15 protein-coding genes are annotated in these 18,279 nt (G+C 63.4%); 4 read left to right on the top strand and 11 right to left on the bottom strand.

The features are described 5' to 3' along the window. Positions 1-242 precede the first annotated feature (242 nt). The 10 genes from map to metC all read right to left on the bottom strand — a co-directional run bounded on the left by map (position 243) and on the right by metC (position 12,656). Entirely contained in the window at positions 243-1,046 is an 804-nt protein-coding gene (map, locus tag EK416_RS05645; protein ID WP_127076533.1) for a type I methionyl aminopeptidase, read from the bottom strand. Positions 1,047-1,324: 278 nt separating this feature from the next. Next, positions 1,325-2,710: a nitrogenase component 1 gene (locus EK416_RS05640; protein ID WP_127076532.1), complete on the bottom strand. Its 1,386-nt coding sequence runs from the start codon at positions 2,708-2,710 to the stop codon at positions 1,325-1,327. An 11-nt stretch (positions 2,711-2,721) separates the two neighbouring features. Beyond that, entirely contained in the window at positions 2,722-4,251 is a 1,530-nt protein-coding gene (locus tag EK416_RS05635) for a nitrogenase component 1 (RefSeq protein WP_127076531.1), read from the bottom strand. Between the two features lie 9 nt (positions 4,252-4,260). Then, a complete protein-coding gene (locus tag EK416_RS05630; RefSeq protein WP_127076530.1) occupies positions 4,261-5,790 on the bottom strand; it encodes a nitrogenase component 1 in 1,530 nt (509 codons plus the stop codon). A 37-nt stretch (positions 5,791-5,827) separates the two neighbouring features. Further along, positions 5,828-6,682, bottom strand: a complete 855-nt coding sequence (gene nifH, locus EK416_RS05625) for a nitrogenase iron protein (RefSeq protein ID WP_127076529.1) — start codon at positions 6,680-6,682, stop codon at positions 5,828-5,830. 30 nt (positions 6,683-6,712) lie between these two features. Then, positions 6,713-7,654, bottom strand: a complete 942-nt coding sequence (locus tag EK416_RS05620) for a radical SAM protein (protein ID WP_245433951.1) — start codon at positions 7,652-7,654, stop codon at positions 6,713-6,715. Beyond that, positions 7,651-8,004, bottom strand: a complete 354-nt coding sequence (locus EK416_RS05615; RefSeq protein WP_127076528.1) for a NifB/NifX family molybdenum-iron cluster-binding protein — start codon at positions 8,002-8,004, stop codon at positions 7,651-7,653. Before EK416_RS05615 ends, EK416_RS05620 begins: the two co-directional genes overlap by 4 nt. Positions 8,005-8,441: 437 nt before the next feature. Continuing rightward, positions 8,442-9,137, bottom strand: a complete 696-nt coding sequence (locus EK416_RS05610; protein WP_127076527.1) for a methyltransferase family protein — start codon at positions 9,135-9,137, stop codon at positions 8,442-8,444. Positions 9,138-9,492: 355 nt separating this feature from the next. Further along, complete coding sequence (recJ, locus tag EK416_RS05605) at positions 9,493-11,322, bottom strand: single-stranded-DNA-specific exonuclease RecJ (RefSeq protein ID WP_127076526.1); 1,830 nt, start codon at positions 11,320-11,322, stop codon at positions 9,493-9,495. Positions 11,323-11,477: 155 nt separating this feature from the next. After that, on the bottom strand, positions 11,478-12,656 hold the full coding sequence (gene metC / locus EK416_RS05600; RefSeq protein WP_127076525.1) for a cystathionine beta-lyase: 1,179 nt from the start codon (positions 12,654-12,656) through the stop codon (positions 11,478-11,480). Between the two features lie 151 nt (positions 12,657-12,807). Between metC and EK416_RS05595 the strand changes: the two genes are divergently transcribed. Genes EK416_RS05595 through EK416_RS17810 form a run of 4 tightly spaced genes read left to right on the top strand, consistent with a single transcriptional unit; the run spans position 12,808 to position 16,604 of the window. Beyond that, positions 12,808-13,824 carry an amino acid ABC transporter substrate-binding protein gene (locus tag EK416_RS05595; RefSeq protein ID WP_127076524.1) on the top strand — a complete coding sequence of 339 codons (1,017 nt, stop codon included), beginning with the start codon at positions 12,808-12,810 and terminating at the stop codon, positions 13,822-13,824. Between the two features lie 40 nt (positions 13,825-13,864). Next, the gene (locus tag EK416_RS05590) at positions 13,865-14,938 is read left to right on the top strand and encodes an amino acid ABC transporter permease (protein ID WP_127076523.1); all 1,074 of its coding nucleotides are present in this window, start codon (positions 13,865-13,867) and stop codon (positions 14,936-14,938) included. Continuing rightward, positions 14,935-16,011: an amino acid ABC transporter permease gene (locus tag EK416_RS05585; protein WP_127076522.1), complete on the top strand. Its 1,077-nt coding sequence runs from the start codon at positions 14,935-14,937 to the stop codon at positions 16,009-16,011. The genes EK416_RS05590 and EK416_RS05585 overlap by 4 nt, the downstream gene beginning before the upstream one ends. A gap of 23 nt (positions 16,012-16,034) precedes the next feature. After that, a complete protein-coding gene (locus tag EK416_RS17810; protein WP_181952121.1) occupies positions 16,035-16,604 on the top strand; it encodes a hypothetical protein in 570 nt (189 codons plus the stop codon). A gap of 182 nt (positions 16,605-16,786) precedes the next feature. Here EK416_RS17810 and gltA read toward each other — a convergent pair whose 3' ends face one another. Then, a complete protein-coding gene (gltA, locus tag EK416_RS05575; RefSeq protein WP_127076521.1) occupies positions 16,787-18,124 on the bottom strand; it encodes a citrate synthase in 1,338 nt (445 codons plus the stop codon). Positions 18,125-18,279: the final 155 nt, after the last annotated feature.

Genomic DNA, 18,279 nt, shown 5'->3' with positions numbered 1-18,279 from the left:
ACACCAATCAGCTATATTTATTAATCCATCGCAAGCGCCAGTTTGCCACGGGGCGGCAAGCCCGTTGAGTTGCGGCACACCACTTGCGTGTGCGAGCGTCATCTACTCCCACCGGCACAACACGTGCGTGCGGGAGCGTCCAGTCTCGTCAGTCGAGCCCTATCGCAACGAGCGACGCAAACCCGCCATATCCGCTGTTGCATCGATCGGGCGCGATCGCGGAATGTGCGTTCCGCGCGCGTTCAGAAATACGGCGGCTTGGTATGCCCGGCGGGCGATAACGTGAAGATTTCGCAGCCATCCCTGGTGACGCCGACCGTGTGTTCGAACTGCGCGGACAGGCTCTTGTCTCGCGTCACCGCCGTCCAGCCGTCCGAGAGAACCTTCACGGCGTAGCCGCCCGCGTTGATCATGGGTTCGATGGTGAAGATCATCCCCTCTTGCAGCGTGGGGCCCTCGCCGGGGCGGCCATGATGGCGCACCTTCGGGGGCTCGTGGAATTTGCGGCCGACGCCATGCCCCGAAAAATCGCGCACGACCGAGAAGCGTTGGCTCTCCGCGAAACTCTGAATGGCATGACCGATGTCACCGAAAGTCGCGCCGGGTTTGACCTTTGCGATGCCGAGCATCATGGCGTCATAGGTGACATCGACCAGCTTGCGCGCTTTCACGCTGACCTCGCCGCAAAGATACATGCGGCTGGAATCGCCAAACCATCCGTCCAGCACGGGGGTCACGTCTATATTGACGATGTCGCCTTCCTGCAGGCGCTTGTCGCCGGGAATGCCGTGACAGACGACGTGATTGACGGAAATGCAGGTTGCTTTCGGGTATCCCCGATAATTGAGCGGCCCGCAGATGGCCCCGTGATCCTCGATGAACCGCTCCATGAGGTCGTTCAGTTCTATCGTGCGCACTCCCGCCTTCACATGAGGCGTGATGAAATCGAGCGTGGCGGCAGCAAGTTGACCGGCGCGACGCACGCCTGCGAAATCATCCGGACTGTAGAGAGGGATTCCTGAAGACCCGGTTTGCGCGTCGTCCATGGAGACGTCTTTCGTTGAGGATGATGGAGTGCAATTTTCAAAGCGAGTGAAAATCGCCCCATTTCCCGCAAAAAGCAAATGAAGCCAGCCGCCTTCCTGATCGGTGCGGCTGAATGACCGGATCGGCAAGGTTTGGGAATGGCCGATCCTGACGGGAGGCCGTCCCATTCATGGGCGCTGAACAGCGGCAGGCCGCAGCACATGGCCGCGGCCTGGGTGATGAAGGCGCTTCGATAACAGCCGCTCCGTGGGTGGTTTGGCCGTCGGCCTGCTCGCTTTTACGCGCTGTGGCTGACCACCGTGCTGTAGATGCGTTCGAGAAGGGCAAGCGCACCCCGATAACCGACATAGCTTCGTGACAGCACGACCTCATAGGAAGCCGGAAAGCCGACTTCGACGAGCGAGCCCTTCATTTCCTTCACGAGGTCGCGCTCCCAGGTCGTGCCGAAGATGATCGGCGGCTTTTGGCCGAAATCGGCGGCGCGGAGCGACTGGTGGATGAGGTAGCTGTCCTCGATGAACTCAACCTCCACCGAAACGTCATGGTCGATGCGGCGGAACTCGTCGCGGATCGCGTCGCGATATTCGAGCGGCGGGTCTTCGGTCACGATCTGCTTTGCCGGGATCAGACCGAGCTGCGTCACGAGGAATTTCGTCAGCGCGAGGTTATAGGCGCTGTCGCCGGCCACGGCGAATTTCGCAGGCAAGCCCCACCAATATTCGGAATAGAAATCGGTGAAACCGTCGATGTAGTTGTAATAACGCAGCTCTTCGGCTTCGATGAAAGCTTCGACCCGCTTCTTGGGCAGCTTGGCGAAAGCCGCAACCTCGCGCAGGAAGGCCGCGCTCTGCCTCGCGCCGATCGGCAGTACGGGGATGTGCAGGAATGGCTGGTCGTACTTCTCCTGAAGCAGCTTTGCGGTCGAAAGGTTCAGCCAAGGCGTCAGCACCAGGTTGAAGCCTGCCTTCGGGATATCGCCCCATTCCGAAACGCCGGCGCTATCCGGGCCGAACAGCACATTGACCTTGAGGCCGATGCCTGTCAGCAGCCGCTTTATCTCTTCCAGGTCGCCGCGCCAGAACGTGTTGTGATAGGGCAGCAACGACCACAGGTTCACGGTTTTCGCTTCGCGCGTGCCGTCCCAAGGCTCCAGATACTGCTCGATGATGGCCTGCGTGACCGCTTCATGGCCGGTGAAGTTGTTGCCGCGAAAGCCGCCGGTCTCCGCGTAGACGATCGGAACGCCGCGTTTCTGGAAGTCGCGGACGACCGAGCCCACGTCGTCGCCGACGAGATCCGGGATGCACCCCGTCAGCACGACGAACAGATCCGAGTCGATGACCTTCAGCGAGGATTCGATCAGTTCGCGAAGCCGGTCGGCGCCCCCGAAGATCACTTCGCGCTGCGATGCGTTCGTGCTGGGCACGACGGGACCGCCGCCGTATCCTGCGCTTTGATAGCCGTTGTAGAACGCGATGTTCATATATTGCTTGTCGGCGCAGCCCGGCCCGCAATGGGTGATGGGAACGACGCGCGGGATCGCCGCCGCGCTCTGCATCGCGCCGATGGCGCACACATAGCGCACGAGTTCGATGTGTGTCGCCTCCGCGGCTTCCGGCTTTGTCTCGGCCGCAGCGCGGGGTTTCAAGGCGAGAAGGGCCATGAAGTCTCCTGTTAGCTGGCTTGGGCGCGGGCAAGCGCGAAGGGATCCTTCTCGCGTAGCCACGACGTTTTGTAGGGAAGGCGAACGTGCCTCGCGATGTCCTGATGGAACTTGCGATGGCGCAGGACGGCGAGAACGGACTCGCCGAGATTGATCATGCCCTGATAGCCGAGCGCATGGTGCTCGTCGCCGAGCGGAATCGCGGGGATGCCGACGCGGGCGGCAAGCGGCGCCAGACCGTTGTGGCGAATGATGATGAAGTCCGGATTTACGCGCTGGAGCAGGTTGTAAAACTGGAACTGCTGGCGATTACCCACGGTGAAGAAGTCGACATCGCCGTAATTTTCGAGAAGATGCGCGAGCGAGTCCTGCTTCGGATCTTCGCTGTCGTAGACCGGGTCGTGATGGAACACGAGCGAGCCGTCCACCTCGACGCCAAGCTCGCGCAGCACTTCGATGAGGCCGTGCGAGTAGGCCGACCCTGTCGCAACATAACCCTTGACGCCGCGGAGCTTCTCGCGAAGCGCCGCGATCTTCGGCTTCACTCGGGCATGCTCTTGCGCAATGTAAGCCTCCGCCCGGTCCTCGCGGCCTGTCACGCGGCCGAGTTCGCGCAGCAACGCGTCGGTGCCCGGAAAGCCGTAGGGCTGAGGCGCCTTGATCTGCGGCACGCCGAATTCCTGTTCCAGCGCCGTGCCGAGATACGAGCCGAGCGTGTAGCAGAAACTCACCGTCGCCGCCGCCTCCGACATCTGCGCCAGTTCCTCGACGGATGAGAGCGGCATCACGTAGTTCACGCGGAGGCCGAGTTCCTTCAGCATCGGCGTGAAGACGTCCGAACCCCAAAGGTTGATGACGTTGACGAGATCGTCCTGCTTTTTCGCGGGGGTCTTGCGGACGATCTGGCGAAGGACGCCATGCTGCGCCGCGTCGAAGCCGGTGCTCCAGTGCTTCGACTTGAAGCCCTCGCAATGCACGGGGATGACCGGCACGCCGAGCTTGGCTTCGGCATGGCGCGCCACGCTGTCGACGTCGTCGCCGATGATGCCGCTCGCGCAGGACGTTGCGATGAAGATTGCGGCGGGCTTGTGCCGCTCGAAGGCCGCGCGGATGGCGGCGTCGAGCTTGTCCGCGCCGCCATAGACCATGTCGCGCTCACGCAGGTTCGTGGAGATGAAACGGACATTGCGGACGGGAAGGCCACGCGCCTTGCAGCCGTTGCGGAAGCGCTGATTGTAGACGACCTGACCCGCCCCGCAGCCGATCGGCGAATGCTGGATCAGCACCGCGTCGCGGACATTACCCGCCTGCGTCTCCACCATCTGCTCGGAACAGACGGAGCCTTGCGTGAAGGGCCCCGTCAGTTCGCAGACGCGGCGCGCCTTGCCGCCGCCCCGTCCGCTTGGTCCGCATCCGCCGCAGTCGCCGCGCGAGAACGCGGACTCCTCGGCGAGCGCGGACGCGGTGCCGTCCCAGCCGATGATGGTTCCGAGACGCTGCTCGCGCGTTTCGACCGTCGGCGTCTTGAGGTTGATTGCCATGGCCCGAGGCTACTCCGCCGCCACGCGTGCGAGGGCGAACGGGTCTTTTTCGGCAAGCCAGGATTTCTTGTAGGGAAGCTTCACGCGGCCTGCGATGTCCTGATGGAACTTCCGATGCTGAAGCACCGCCAGAATGGCTTCGCCGAGATTGATCATGCCCTGATAACCGAAGGCATGCAGTTCGTCGCCGAGCGGGATCGCCGGGATGCCAAGGCGCGCGGCAAGGGGCGAAAGCCCGTTGTGGCGGATGATGATGAAGTCCGGGTTCACCCGCTGCAGCAGGTTATAGAATTGAAACTGCTGGCGGTTGCCGACCGTGAAGTGCTCCACCTCGCCATAGTTTTCGATGAGATGGTCGAGCGTGTCCTGCTTCCGATCTTCGCTGTCGTAGACCGGGTCGTGATGGAACACGAGCGAGCCGTCGACTTGCACGCCGATTTCGCGAAGCACACCGATGAGGCTGTGTGAGTAGGCCGAGCCGGTGGCGATGTAGCCCTTGAGCCCCGCCAGCTTCTTTTTCAGTTCCTCCACCTTCGGGCGGACACGGGCGTGCTCTCGCTCGATGAAGGCTTCGACCTTGTCTTCGCGCCCCGTGACGCGTGCGACTTCGCGAAGCCATGCGTCGGTCCCCGCGAAGCCGTAAGGCTGCGGTGCGCGGATCTGCGGGACGCCGTATTCCTGTTCGAGGCCTTGAGCGAGATAGGTGCCGAGCGTGTAGCAGAACGTGACCGTTGCCGCCGCCTCGGACATCTGCGCCAGTTCCTCGACCGTCGCCATGTCGATCACATAGTTCACGCGAAGGTCGAGTTCCTTCAGCATCGGCGTGAAGACGTCGGAGCCCCAGAGGTTGATGACGTTGACCAGATCTTCCTGCTTTTTCGTCGGGTTCTTGCGCACGATCTGACGCAGGATGCCGTGCTGCGTCGCGTCGAAGCCCGTGCTCCAGTGCTTGGAGGCGAAGCCTTCGCAGTGAAGCGGAATGACGGGGATGCCGAGGTCGGCTTCGGCATGCCTCGCCACGCTCTCCACGTCGTCGCCGATGATGCCGCTCGCGCAGGATGTGGCGATGAAGATCGCTTTGGGCGCGTGTCGCTCGAACGCCGCGCGGATGGCCGCGTCAAGCTTGTCCGCGCCGCCATAGACCATGTCGCGCTCGCGCAGATTGGTCGAGATGAAGCGGATGTTCTGCACGGGATGGCCGCGCATCGCGAGGCCGTTGCGATAGATGGAGTTGTAGATCACCTGGCCCGCGCCGCAGCCGATGGGCGAATGCTGGATCAGCAACGCGTCGCGAATGTTGCCGGCCTGGCATTCCACCATCTGCTCGGAGCAGACGGACCCTTGCGTGAACGGTCCGGTCAGTTCGCAGACGCGGCGCGCCTTCGCTCCGCCGCGCCCGCTCGCGCCACAGCCGCCGCACTCGCCGCGCGCATAAGCGGATTCCTCCGCAAGCGCGCTCGCCTTGCCATCCCAGCCGATGATCGTGCCGAGGCGCTGCTCGCGCGTTTCGACGGTGGAGGTTTTCAGGTTGATGGTCATGGACTCACGGGCTCCGTTGAGTTTGCCGAACTGGTCGTTAAGCGGCAGCGCGTTCCTGCTCGACGAGCCGGTCGGCCCATTTCGCGGACCATTCGCGCAGTTCGAGCGGACCGAGGGGTGTCGGCACCTTGGATTCGGTATGGTCGGCGATGCGGCGCGCGAGGGCGCGATAGACCTCCGCCTGCTCGGACTTCGGCGCGGCCTCGATGGTGGTCCGGCCCGAAAGCTCGGCCTGTGTCACGGTCAGCGAGCGAGGCACATACTGGACGATGGGCGTCTTCGTGTGAGCTGCGAAGTCGTCGATGATCTCGCGCTGGAAGTCGGTGTTGATCGAGTTGGCGATGATGCCGCCAAGTAGCGCGCCGCCAGCCGTCGAGAATTTCTCGATGCCCTTGAACAGGTTGTTCGCTGCGTAGACCGCCATGAAGTCGGACGACGACACCGTGAACACGTGTTCGGCGATGCCCTCGCGCACCGGCACGGCGAAGCCGCCGCATACCACGTCGCCGAGAACGTCGTAGATGACGTAGTCGAGGTCGAGTTCCTCGAACACGCGCTGCTGCTTCAGAAGCTCGACCGCGGTGATGATGCCGCGCCCCGCGCAGCCCACGCCCGGCTGTGGGCCACCCGCTTCGACGCAGTAGATGCCGCCGAAGCCCTGAAAGATCGCCTCATAGGCGTCGACACGGCGGCGTTCGGCCAGAAGGTCGAGCACGGACGGAATATATTCGCCGCCCCGCAGGGTGTTGGTCGAGTCGGCCTTCGGGTCGGCGCCGAACTGCATGACCTTGTAGCCCGCTTCGGCGAGCGCCGCGCTGATGTTCGACGTTGTTGTCGATTTGCCGATTCCGCCCTTGCCGTAGATGGCGATCTGCTTGAGTTTCTTGGACATCTTCTCTCCTGACAGGGTTTAGGCAGTTGTTCAGCCGTGCGAAAAGGTCGGCTCGGCCGCGAGGCCATCGCCGTAAAGCTCGTTGGTGTGGTCGCTGACGCCGGGGATGCCGCACGCATCGGCGCGGCAACGCTGGCAATGCGTGAAGACCCGAAGGTGCTTCGACGCCTCGGCTCTGGCGCGCTGACGCTCGATCATTCCGGGCTCTTTCAGATGCGCGAGCTTGTGCTGCGGGATCAGCGGAATGATGTTGATGAGGTGCGCGCCGAGCCCGGCGACACGGGCCGCGACATCGCCGATGTGGCGGTCGTTTACGCCGGGAATCAGCACCGTGTTGATCTTGATCGTGAGCCCGAGCTGCGCCGCCTTCTCGATCCCATCCAGCTGATTGGCGATCAGCCGCTCGGCGGCTGCGATCCCGTCGACGCGCTTTCTCTGCCACGCGATCTTCGGCGTGATCTGCGCCTGAATTTCGGGATCGACGGCGTTTACCGTCACCGTCACGGTTTCCACGCCAGCCGCCGCGAGCGCGTCGACATGTTGCGGCAACGCGAGTCCGTTTGTCGACAGACACAGCACGAGGTGCGGCCAGCGTTCATGCACGCGGGCGAAGGTGTCGAGCGCATGCGATGTGGCCAACGGGTCGCCCGGCCCGGCGATGCCGACGACGGCGAGGTTCGGCAACAGCGCGAGCGCGCGTTCCACGATGCCGACGGCTTCGTCGGGCGAAAGGAGCCGCGTGGCCACGCCGGGGCGCTGTTCGCGGCGGTTGAAATCGCGGCGGCAGAAAGCGCATGCGATGTTGCACGTCGGCGCGACCGGCAGATGCAGGCGCGCGGCGGCGGCGTGCCCCTCGGCGGTGGTGCTGAAACAGGGATGACGCCCTTCGAGCGCCGGAAAGGCGGGCGCTGCCGTCTCCTTCATGGCGCGAATTGCGCAGGAAAGGGCGGGCGGGTCGGAAGGGGCGGTCACGCTGCTTCCCTTTCGACAAGGAGGCCGCTTTCGGCAAGTTCGGCCAGTGCGTGTTCGATCGTATCTTCGGTTTCAAAGGCAAGGATGCCGAGCGCGTCGAGCCGGTTCACCGCGCATTCGCCGATGCGTGAAACGAGGACCGCGCGGCAATCGCTCACAAGGTCCACGGACACGTCCATCGGATCGCGAACCGTCCGTTCGTCGCGCGCGGCACCGCATGCGGGAAGGTTGCGCCGTTTTTCCAGAAGCCGGAAGCGGCCGTCCTCAAAATCCCAGATCTGGAATTGCAGCGCGTAACCGAAATGCTCGGTGACGGCTATGCCGTCGCTCGTGCCTATGGCGACTTTCATAAGCTTTCCCGGTTAATTGGTTGCCCGTATTGTCTCGCCGCGTTACGCCGCGACGCGCTCCTGCCGAATGGCGAGCGTTCCCGAACCAGCGATCAGCGGCTCTCTGAGCAACCGCTGCGGGTGGAAACCTTCAGAAAGCTGACCGTTTCCGTCGAATTTATCAAGAATAATTTTTACGCCGGAGGCGAAAGTGACGTGTCAGGAAGAGCGTAATTTTCGTGCCTGCATGACATGCAGTTAGTTTTTCTTTCCGGGGGCGCTCATGGCGCGAGACGCTTGCCGTTTCCGCTCAACATTTGGACGAGCACTATCGCGGGCCAATTCTGGAGCCCCCGACTGCTGAAGCCGGATCATGAAATCGTCCCGGGTTGCAAGGGGCGGCGGCGAACCGGCAGTTTCGCTTCCAGCCGGACAGGCTGGATCTCGCGGATAAACGGCTACCAGAGTCCCGGCACCAATCGATGGTGCGTGATCGCGGCATAGTCTTCGTATCCGGCGAGTTCCTGCCGCAGGGCGCGATCTTCGCGTGCGGTGCGCCATACAAACAGCATCATCACGAGGGCCATCGGCAGGAGCGCCCAGCCCGAACCGAGCATGAGCGCGGTGCCGGGCAACCCCAGCAGCGTCCCCACATACATCGGGTGGCGGACGACGGTGTAAGGGCCGTCGGTGACGACCGCGTGGCTTCTATCGCTCTGGATGCGGACGGTACTTTCGGCGTGGCGGTTCACGACCATCGTCCACGTCGTGATCAGCGAACCCGCCAGGAAGCAAAGAACGCCCGGATAGATGGTCCACCAGGGCAACGGTGCCCACGAAAAGCGTTCGGCATCCAGTCCGGCCAGAAAGGGATAGAAGAGGACGACGGGCAGGAACAGGGCATAGAAAAGCCTGTCGAAAGGCTTCGTGTCCTTGCGAATGCCTTTTGCGCGTTCTTCCAGAAGTCCGGGGCTTGCGAAACGCACGATCAGACTGCCTGCGACCGACACGCCGACAAACACGGCGGCATAAAGCCAGCCGCGGTTCCAATCGAGGCTGCCGGCTCCCAGAAAGGCAAGGGCGACATAAAAGCCTGAACCAACCGCCGGTTTGATCAGGGCACGAACAAGGCCCGGTGATATTCCCGCTGCCATGGTGACGAAGCCTCCCGCAATTCGGGAAGAATTACTCCTGAAATATGGCACCGCCAAGAGAATAACCGTACACGGACGGCGCGACACGTTAACGTCCGGTCAGGTGTCGCTCACGCTGAGTTTCTGCCCGTCCCCCTCTGAACTTCGAGGAAGGAGTTTCCCCGACCTGATCGCGATTCAATCGGAACGGCATCTAGTGGTCCGATTCCGACATTTGCATCCGTTTGCAGCACGCTTGCGAGCAAATGTGGAATCGAAGGACCACTACCAACATCATGATTTGATTGGAGTTTTTGAATTTGACATTTGAGCGAGAGCGCGCAGCCATCGGGACTCAAATGTGAAATTCGCTCCACTAGCGCGCATTCGCGGGCGCGACATCCTCGATGTGGAACTCGATGCGGCTCTTGCCGCCCCATTCGTCGCGCTCGATGCGGCCCGCCACGTGGCAGGCGAGGTCGCGCCCGGCGGCGAGCGCCGCGCCGATCTCGGTTTCCGCCGCACGGAAAGCGACCGCGCTGATCTGGCTGCCGTCCATATCCTGAAGAGCAAGGCGCAGGTGGCCGCCGGAAATTTCCTTGATCATGGTCGGGCGAACGGAGGCGAGGCTGAAGCGCGGCGCGGGATTGCCCTGTCCGTAAGGGCCAGCCGCCTCAAGCTGTGCGCAGAAATCGAGCGTCGCCGCGCGTGGCCTGAGCACACCGTCGATTGGCAACTCGGGCGCGGCGCTTGCAACGCGATAGGCGGGGTCGAGCGCCGCGCGCAGAAAGGCCGCCAGCTCGTGCAGCCGCGCCGTATCGACGGTGATGCCCGCCGCCATCGTATGGCCGCCACCCTTTTTCGCGACGCCGGCTTCAACCGCACCGCGCACCGCCGCGCCGATGTCGACGCCCGATACCGAGCGCGCGGAGCCGGTGGATTCGCCCGCTTCCTCGTCCTGCGAGAAGATCAGACACGGCCTCTGAAACCGCTCGGTGAGGCGGCTCGCCGCAAGACCGACAAGCCCCTTATGCCAGGCGGGCGAACCCGCGATGATGATCGGCGCGGACGGGTCTTCCATCAGCGTGCGGTCGGCCCAGGCGGCCGCTTCCTCGACCGTCTTGATTTCGATCTCGCGTCGTTCGCGGTTGAGGCGGTCGAGCGTTTCGGCGATGCGGCGCGTCTCGATTTCATCTTCGGACGCAAGCAGCCGTGCGCCAAGGCTCGCGTCGCCGATACGCCCGCCTGCGTTGATGCGCGGCCCGAGCACGAAGCCGAGCGTATAGGGCGAGGGCGGCTTGTTCACGCCCGCCGCGTCGGCGAGCGCGCGAAGGCCCGGATTGCGGCGATTGCGGAGCACTTTCAGCCCCTGCACCACGAAAGCGCGGTTGACCCCGGAAAGCGGCACCACATCGCACACCGTCGCCAGCGCCACGATGTCGAGCCAGCCGAGCAGGTCCGGCGCGGGGGATTTCGTGTAGGCGCCTTTAGCCCTAAGCCGCCGCTGGGCCGCGACACACAGGAGGAATGTCACGCCTGCCGCGCAAAGGTGGCCTTGCGCAGACAGGCAATCCTGCCGGTTCGGGTTCACCACGGCATAGGCAGCCGGAAGCTCCTCGTTCACCTGATGATGATCCACCACGACGACATCGATGCCCCGTTTCGCCGCGACGTCGAGCGCCTCGAAGCTGGTCGAACCGCAGTCCACCGTCAGGATGAGCTGCGCGCCGTCCTCGATGAGTTGAGTGATGGCGGGGCCGTTCGGGCCGTAGCCCTCGGTTATGCGGTCGGGGATGTAGATGCGCGCGTCGAGCCCATGCCACGCGAGGAAGCGCTTCATCAGCGCCGAGGACGACGCGCCGTCCACGTCGTAGTCGCCGAAGATGGCGATGCGCTCGCCCGTCTCGATGGCGCGCGCGATGCGCTCGGCGGCCTTGTCCATGTCGGTGAAGGTCGACGGGTCGGGGCAGAGCGCGCGCAGCGTGGGGTTGAGCACGTCGGCCACGTCGTCGAGCGAGACGCCGCGCGCGGCAAGGATGCGGCCGATGATTTCCGGAAGGTTATGGCGCTGCGCGATCGCCGCCGCGATATGCGCATCCTGCGGCGCCAGGCGCTCGATCCATTTGAGCCCGCGCGCCGAACGCTCCACGCCGAGAAACGCCGATTGCGCGCGAGGATGCTGTAACGGCAGGGACAGGGAACGCACTCGCAAAGCTCCATCTTGACCAAGAGCGCAAGTGTATTCGATTCGTTCGTCGTGAAACCGGCGTGAAACAAAAACTGCGACCGTTTTCCACGGATGTTCTCGCGGGTCAGCCTGCGTTAACGACCGACCTGATTCTGAGCGAGCGCAGCAGGCGATCAGCCCGCCAGCGCCGCGAAGCTGCGTTCGAGGTCGCGCTTCAGGTCGCCCACGTCTTCGAGGCCGATGTGGAGGCGCAGCGCCGGGCCTTCCGCCTGCCACTTCGTCGCCGTGCGCGAATGCGAGCAGTCGAACGGCACGATGAGGCTTTCATAACCGCCCCACGAATAGCCCATTCCAAAAATCTGAAGCGCGTTGAGGAAACGCCGTACGGCTTCCTTCGGCTGCGGCTTCAAGACGATGGTGAAAAGCCCGCTTGCGCCGAGAAAGTCGCGCTTCCAGAGGTCGTGGCCGGGACAGCCGGGGAGAGCCGGATGAATGACGCGGGCGACTTCGGGGCGCGCCGCCAGCCATTCGGCCATCGCGAGCGCGGATTTGTAATGCCGCTCAAGCCGCACCGGCAACGTGCGAAGGCCGCGCAAAGCGAGAAATGCATCCTCGCCGTTTACGCAAAGGCCGAGCGTCTCATGCGTGGCGGCGACCGCCGGGGCCGTCGCTGCGTCGCAGGTGATCGCGCCGAGAAGCGAATCCGCATGGCCGACGATGTACTTCGTCGCGGCCGTCACCGTGATGTTCACGCCGAGATCGAAGGCGCGGAGGAAGATCGGCGTCGCCCATGTGTTGTCGATGGCGACGGGCACATTGCGCCCGCGCGCGGCGGCGCAGATCGCCGGGATGTCCTGCACCTCGAAGGTCTGCGAGCCGGGCGACTCGGTGAAAACGAGCTTCGTGTTCGACCGGATCAGCGCCGCAATGCCGCCGCCGATCAGCGGATCGTAATATTCGACCTCCACGCCGAGCCGCTTCAGCACCTTGCTCGCGAAGCGCCGGGTCGGGAAGTAGGCGCTGTCGGTGATGAGGATATGCCCGCCCGCTTCGGCGTAGGTGAGAAGCAGCGTCGACACGGCGGAGAGGCCGGATGGCGCGAGAAAGGTTCGCGCGCCTCCTTCGAGCTTCGTCAGCGCCTCTTCGAGCGCGCGGGTGGTCGGATTCGATGGACGCCCGTAAGTATAGGGCACGTCGCGCGATTCGAGGCTCTCGGCGTTCGGGTACAAGACCGTCGAACCGCGATAGACGGGCATGTTCACGAAGCCGAAATAGCGATGCGGATCGCGACCGAGCTGTGTCGCTTCCGTCTCGACGGAAATATCCTCGTCGCGTCCGTGTTGGCCTGTCATGTCGCCTCGCCTCGTAAAAGTCTTTTGTTCACACCATTCAAGATGGGGCGTCAAGTTAGACCGCAAGCCCGCGTTTTGCCTTAATGCTGCCAAGTCAAGGACATCAGCCTGACGGAAGCCCCCCGCAGCGAGCCTCGAACCAGGAGACAGGATGAAGCGTCACGGGATTCTATATTGCGCTCTTGCACTTGCACTTCACTGTGTCGGCGCTCAGGCGGGGACGCTTGACGAGGTCAGGGCGCGCGGCAAGCTGAATTGCGGCGTCACGCAGGGGCTCGCGGGCTTCTCCTCGGCGGATGCGAGCGGCAACTGGGCCGGTCTCGATGTCGATTTCTGCCGCGCGGTCGCCGCCGCCATCTTCGACGATGCATCGAAGGTAAATTTCGTGCCGCTGTCATCGAAGCAGCGCTTCACGGCGCTCCAGTCGGGCGAGATCGACGTGCTTTCGCGCGTCTCGACCTGGACGATGCAGAACGATACGGCGCTTGGAATCACCTTCGTCGGCGTGATCTATCACGACGGGCAGGGGCTTATGGTGCGCAAGAAGCTCGAAGTGCAAAGTGCGCTCGAACTGTCTGGCGCGGAGGTGTGCACCAACACCGGCACGACGACCGAACTCAACATCGCGGATTTCTTCCGGGCTCGCTCCATGCCCTACAAGATCGTCGCCTTCGAGAAGTCGGACGAGGCCCTCAAGGCTTACGAGGCGGAGCGCTGCGACGTCTATTCCACCGACGCGTCGAGCCTGTCGGCGCAGCGCATCAAGCTCGCCCAGCCGGACGATCACGTGATCCTGCCGGATCTCATTTCAAAAGAGCCGCTCGCCCCGGCCGTCAGGCAGAACGACCCGCAATGGGAAAGTCTCGTGCGCTGGACGCTGTTCGCGCTCATCGACGCGGAGGAACTGGCGGTAACGAAAGCCAATGCGGACAAGCTTTCCCGAACCGACGCGGCCCCCGGTGTGCGGCGGCTGCTCGGCGCGGAAAGCGATTACGGGCGGGCGCTCGGTCTGGACAAGGACTGGGCGCTGAAGGCCATCCGCGCGGTCGGCAATTATGGCGAGATTTTCGATCGCAATCTCGGCCAGCAAAGCCCGCTCAAGATCGAGCGCGGGCTGAACAAGCTCTGGAACAACGGCGGCATCCTGTTCGCGCCACCGGTGCGATAGCTTTTCACCGACATCACTTCCACGGAAACGCAAAAGGCAAATGGAAGAGACGGGACGCGCGGCACGCTTCTGGATACAGGCTGCGCTTCTCGCCGCAGTGGTGGCGTTTGCCGGGTGGCTCGTCTTTACGGCATGGACGAACATCGGGCGGTTGCCCGTGCATTTCGGCCTCGGCTTCCTGTCGGAGCCTGCCGGTTTCAGCGTGCTGCAAACGCTCATTCCGTTTGACGAAAGATCCACCTACGGCCGCGCTTTCGTCGTCGGCCTTCTCAATACGCTGCTTGTAGCGGCCATCGGTATCGCCATCGCCACCGTCATCGGCTTCAGCATAGGCGTCGCGCGGCTTGCGCCGAATCGCCTGGTGCGCGCTGTCGCCGCCGGATATGTCGAGCTGTTCCGCAATCTGCCGCTGCTGCTGATCCTGTTCTTCTTTTACTTCGGTGTGTTGCGCCAGTTGCCGCCGCCACGCACAGGCTTCGAGTTCGCGGGCGCGTATCTCAACAATCGCGGGCTGTTCTTGCCGGAACCGCAAGGCGGCGGCTGGTTCTTCGTCGCGGCGGTGGCCTTGTTCGCGGCGGCTCTGGTCTTGAAAGCGCGGTGGCGCGTCTTCGCCAATGTCGGCGGGGCCGTCGCACTCATCGCCGCATTGGCGATGACGCACATCGTCTGGCCCGAAGCGCGCGGGCTCTCCGTCTCCGGCGGCTTGCGCCTCATCCCTGAATTCGTCGCGCTCGTCGCCGCACTTGCGATCTACACCGCCGCCTATATCGCCGAGATCGTGCGCGCGGGCATTCAGTCGGTCGCGCGAGGGCAGGGGCAGGCGGCCGCCGCGTTGGGGCTGACCGGCTTGCAGGCGATGCGCTACGTCGTTCTTCCGCAAGCCCTGCGTCTCGTCGTGCCGCCGCTCACGAGCCAGTATCTGAACCTCACCAAGAATTCCTCGCTCGCGGTGGCCATCGCCTACCCGGATCTCGTGTCGATCTTCGCCGGTACGACGCTCGCGCAGACGGGGCAGGCGGTGGAGATCATGGCGTTGACCATGGGCGTCTATCTCACGTTGTCGCTCGCCACGGCCGCGCTTCTCAACTGGCAGAATGCGAGGATCCGTGCATGACAATGCCCGACGCGCCGCGTTTCTCCGCCGATATGCCGCCGTTTCGCCGCCTGCTCGGGCGTGCGGTGAACGCCGCCGTGACGCTCGCGCTCGGCGTGGCGCTCGCCTTCGCCGCTTACGGCGCGCTGTCGTTCCTCGTGTTCGGCGCGGCGTGGAGCGGCGATGTCTCGGCCTGCCGGGCGACCGATGGCGCTTGCTGGCCGTTCGTCGCCGCGAAGCTGAAGCAGTTCGTTTTCGGCCGCTATCCCGACAACGAGCTATGGCGAGCGATGACGGGGATGCTGCTTCCGCCCGCGCTCCTGGTGGCGGCGTTCCTCGCGCGCCGTCGCGTCGGGTTGGCTGGCTACGCCGCAGCCGTGGCGCTCGGACTGCCGCTCGCGTTCCTTCTGGTTGCCGGCGACGGCGTCCTGCTCGCGCCCGTCCCAACGGACGTATGGGGCGGCCTCACCTTGACGCTCCTCGTGTCCTACACCGGGATCGCGGCCTCTCTGCCGCTCGGCATCGTGCTCGCGCTGATGCGGCGGTCGAGCTGGCCTGTGCCGCGCTGGCTTGCGATCTGTTTCATCGAATTCTGGCGCGGGGTGCCGCTCGTGACGGTGCTGTTCATGGCGGCTGTGATGCTGCCGCTTTTCCTGCCGGAGGGGGCAAGCATCGACAAGCTTGCGCGCGCTCTTTTCGCCATCGCGGTGTTCGCTAGCGCCTATATGGCGGAGACGATTCGAGGTGGCCTCCAGAGCGTGCCCGAAAATCAGGTTACAGCGGGGCGAGCGCTAGGCCTGCGCTATTCACAAATCCTCGCGCTCATTATTCTTCCACAGGCAATTCGTAGCGCCCTGCCGGGTATTGCCGGGACGTTCATCGGCCTTTTGAAAGACACGACCCTGGTCCTAGTCATTGGATTATTTGACTTCCTCGGCATGATACAACTCGCCGCCACTGATCCGGCATGGTCTGCATCGACGACGACATTGACTGGCTACGCTTTCGCGGCCCTTGTCTTTTGGAGCCTGTGCTATGCTATTGCAGCAGTCAGCGCATATTTAGAGCGCGTAACGGCCGAGGGCCGACGCTAACGTCTTTTCCGGGGGAATACGTTATGGATCCAGATCTCGTGCGTCAGCAGGAAGAAGCACAACGCGTGGCAAGCGGGGCCGCGCCAAAACCGGCCGAGGCATCGGCTGAACCCGTTCAAGTGGTGGAAGAACCCAAGGCTCCCGCATTCGAGCCCGGCCGCAAGCCGCCCCTTCCGCCGCATTGGCACGCGGAAGCCGCCCCCGCAGCGGAGGAAGCTCCGGCCGCTGCTCCCGCCCCGTCCGTCGAGGCGGTTGCCGAGGCTCCCGAGGTCGCTCCGGCGGTTGAGGCCCCGGTTGCACCCGTCGAGAAGGCTCCCGCGCCAAAGAAGGCCGTCAATCCCAATCGCCGCGCTCTTCCTCCCTTGGGACGCAAGAAGGTTGAGGGCGAGCCGGTCAAGAAGGGCTTCTTCCGCGGCTGGGTGAAGTTCGTGGTGCTGACGCTGGTCGGCGCACTTCTGGGCGCGGGCGCTGGCTTCGGCGCGTTCCAGTATCTTCACCTCGCGCCTGAGCAACTCAATACGACGCTCGCCTATGGTGGCGGTGCCGGTGCCCTGCTTCTGGGCCTTTGGGCGCTTTTGCACTTCGACGTCTAATCGTCATCAAGCGAAGCGCGTTCCAGAGAACGCGCGATCCGCCTTATATCATCAGATCAGGCCGGACCGAGAAGCGGTTCCGGCCTTTTTTGTTCGCTCCGTGGCCTGAGAAAGGAGCGATGCCGGCGGCCAGACCGCCGAAAAGACGGCGCGTCCCACAATGAGACGCGCGCCTTTCAGTTCTACGCGCGCAGATCCAGAGGCACGTAATCGCGCTGCGGCTCGCCGATGTAAAGCTGACGCGGACGGCCGATCTTCTGCTCCGGATCGGCGATCATTTCTTTCCACTGGGCGATCCAGCCGACCGTGCGCGCAACCGCGAACAGCACGGTAAACATCGAGGTCGGGAAGCCGAGCGCCTTCAGCGTGATGCCGGAGTAGAAGTCGATATTGGGATAAAGCTTCTTCTCGATGAAGTATTCGTCTTCGAGCGCGATGCGTTCAAGCTCAAGCGCCACCTGCAGAAGCGGGTCGTTCTTGACCCCGACGATGTCGAGCACTTCCTTGCAGGTTTTCTGCATCACCCGGGCGCGCGGGTCGTAGTTCTTGTAGACGCGGTGGCCGAAGCCCGAAAGGCGGAAGTTGTCGTTTTTGTCTTTCGCGCGCTTGATGAACTCGGGGATGCGGTCGACCGTGCCGATTTCCATCAGCATCTTCAGCGCTGCCTCGTTTGCGCCGCCATGCGCCGGCCCCCACAGGCAGGCGATGCCGGCGGCGATACAGGCGAAGGGGTTTGCGCCGGATGAGCCCGCGAGCCGCACCGTCGAGGTCGACGCGTTTTGCTCATGATCCGCGTGAAGCACGAAGATGCGGTCCATCGCGCGGCTGAGCACGGGATTGACCTTGTACTCCTCGCACGGCACCGCGAACATCATGTAGAGGAAGTTCGACGCGTAATCGAGATTGTTGTTCGGGTAGATGAACGGCTGGCCGATGGAGTATTTGAACGCCGTCGCCGCGATGGTCGGCATCTTCGCGATCATGCGGATGGCCGCGAGGTCGCGCTGCACCGGATCGTTGATGTCGATGGAGTCGTGATAGAACGCGGCAAGCGCGCCGACCGTGCCCACCATGACGGCCATCGGATGCGCGTCGCGGCGGAAGCCGGAGAAGAACTTGTTCATCTGCTCGTGGATCATCGTGTGATACGTCACACGATTGCGGAACTGCAGATATTCCTGCTTGTTCGGCAATTCCCCGTACAGAAGAAGATGGCAGGTTTCGAGGAAGTTGCCGTTCTCCGCGAGCTGATCGATCGGGTAGCCGCGATAGAGAAGAACGCCCTTGTCGCCATCGATGAAGGTGATGTCGGATTTGCACGACGCGGTCGAGGTGAAGCCCGGGTCGTAGGTGAAGGCGCCGGATTGCCCGTAGAGTTTGGAGATGTCGACCACGTCGGGGCCGACGGACCCGGAATAGACCGGCAGTTCGATTTGCTTGTTCTGAAGGATGAGAGTGGCCGAGCCGTTGGGCTTGGCGTCACCCTTGTGATGTGCGGAGTTGGTATCGGTCGAGCTCATGCTCGCCTCCTGGTGACGTTATGCCGCGCGCGGGAGGCGCGTAGGGTGCCGTGAGGGTGACACGCCATCGCCTAATTTGCCAGCACATTTTGCACTGCACACTTTGCGTGCAACCGCACATTATCGCGAGCGCAATCCCGTTTCGTGCGGGTATT

Origin of the sequence: Rhodomicrobium lacus (genome assembly GCF_003992725.1) — a bacterium.
GTDB classification, from domain to species: domain Bacteria; phylum Pseudomonadota; class Alphaproteobacteria; order Rhizobiales; family Rhodomicrobiaceae; genus Rhodomicrobium; species Rhodomicrobium lacus.
This window is presented reverse-complemented; position numbering and strand designations above follow the sequence as displayed.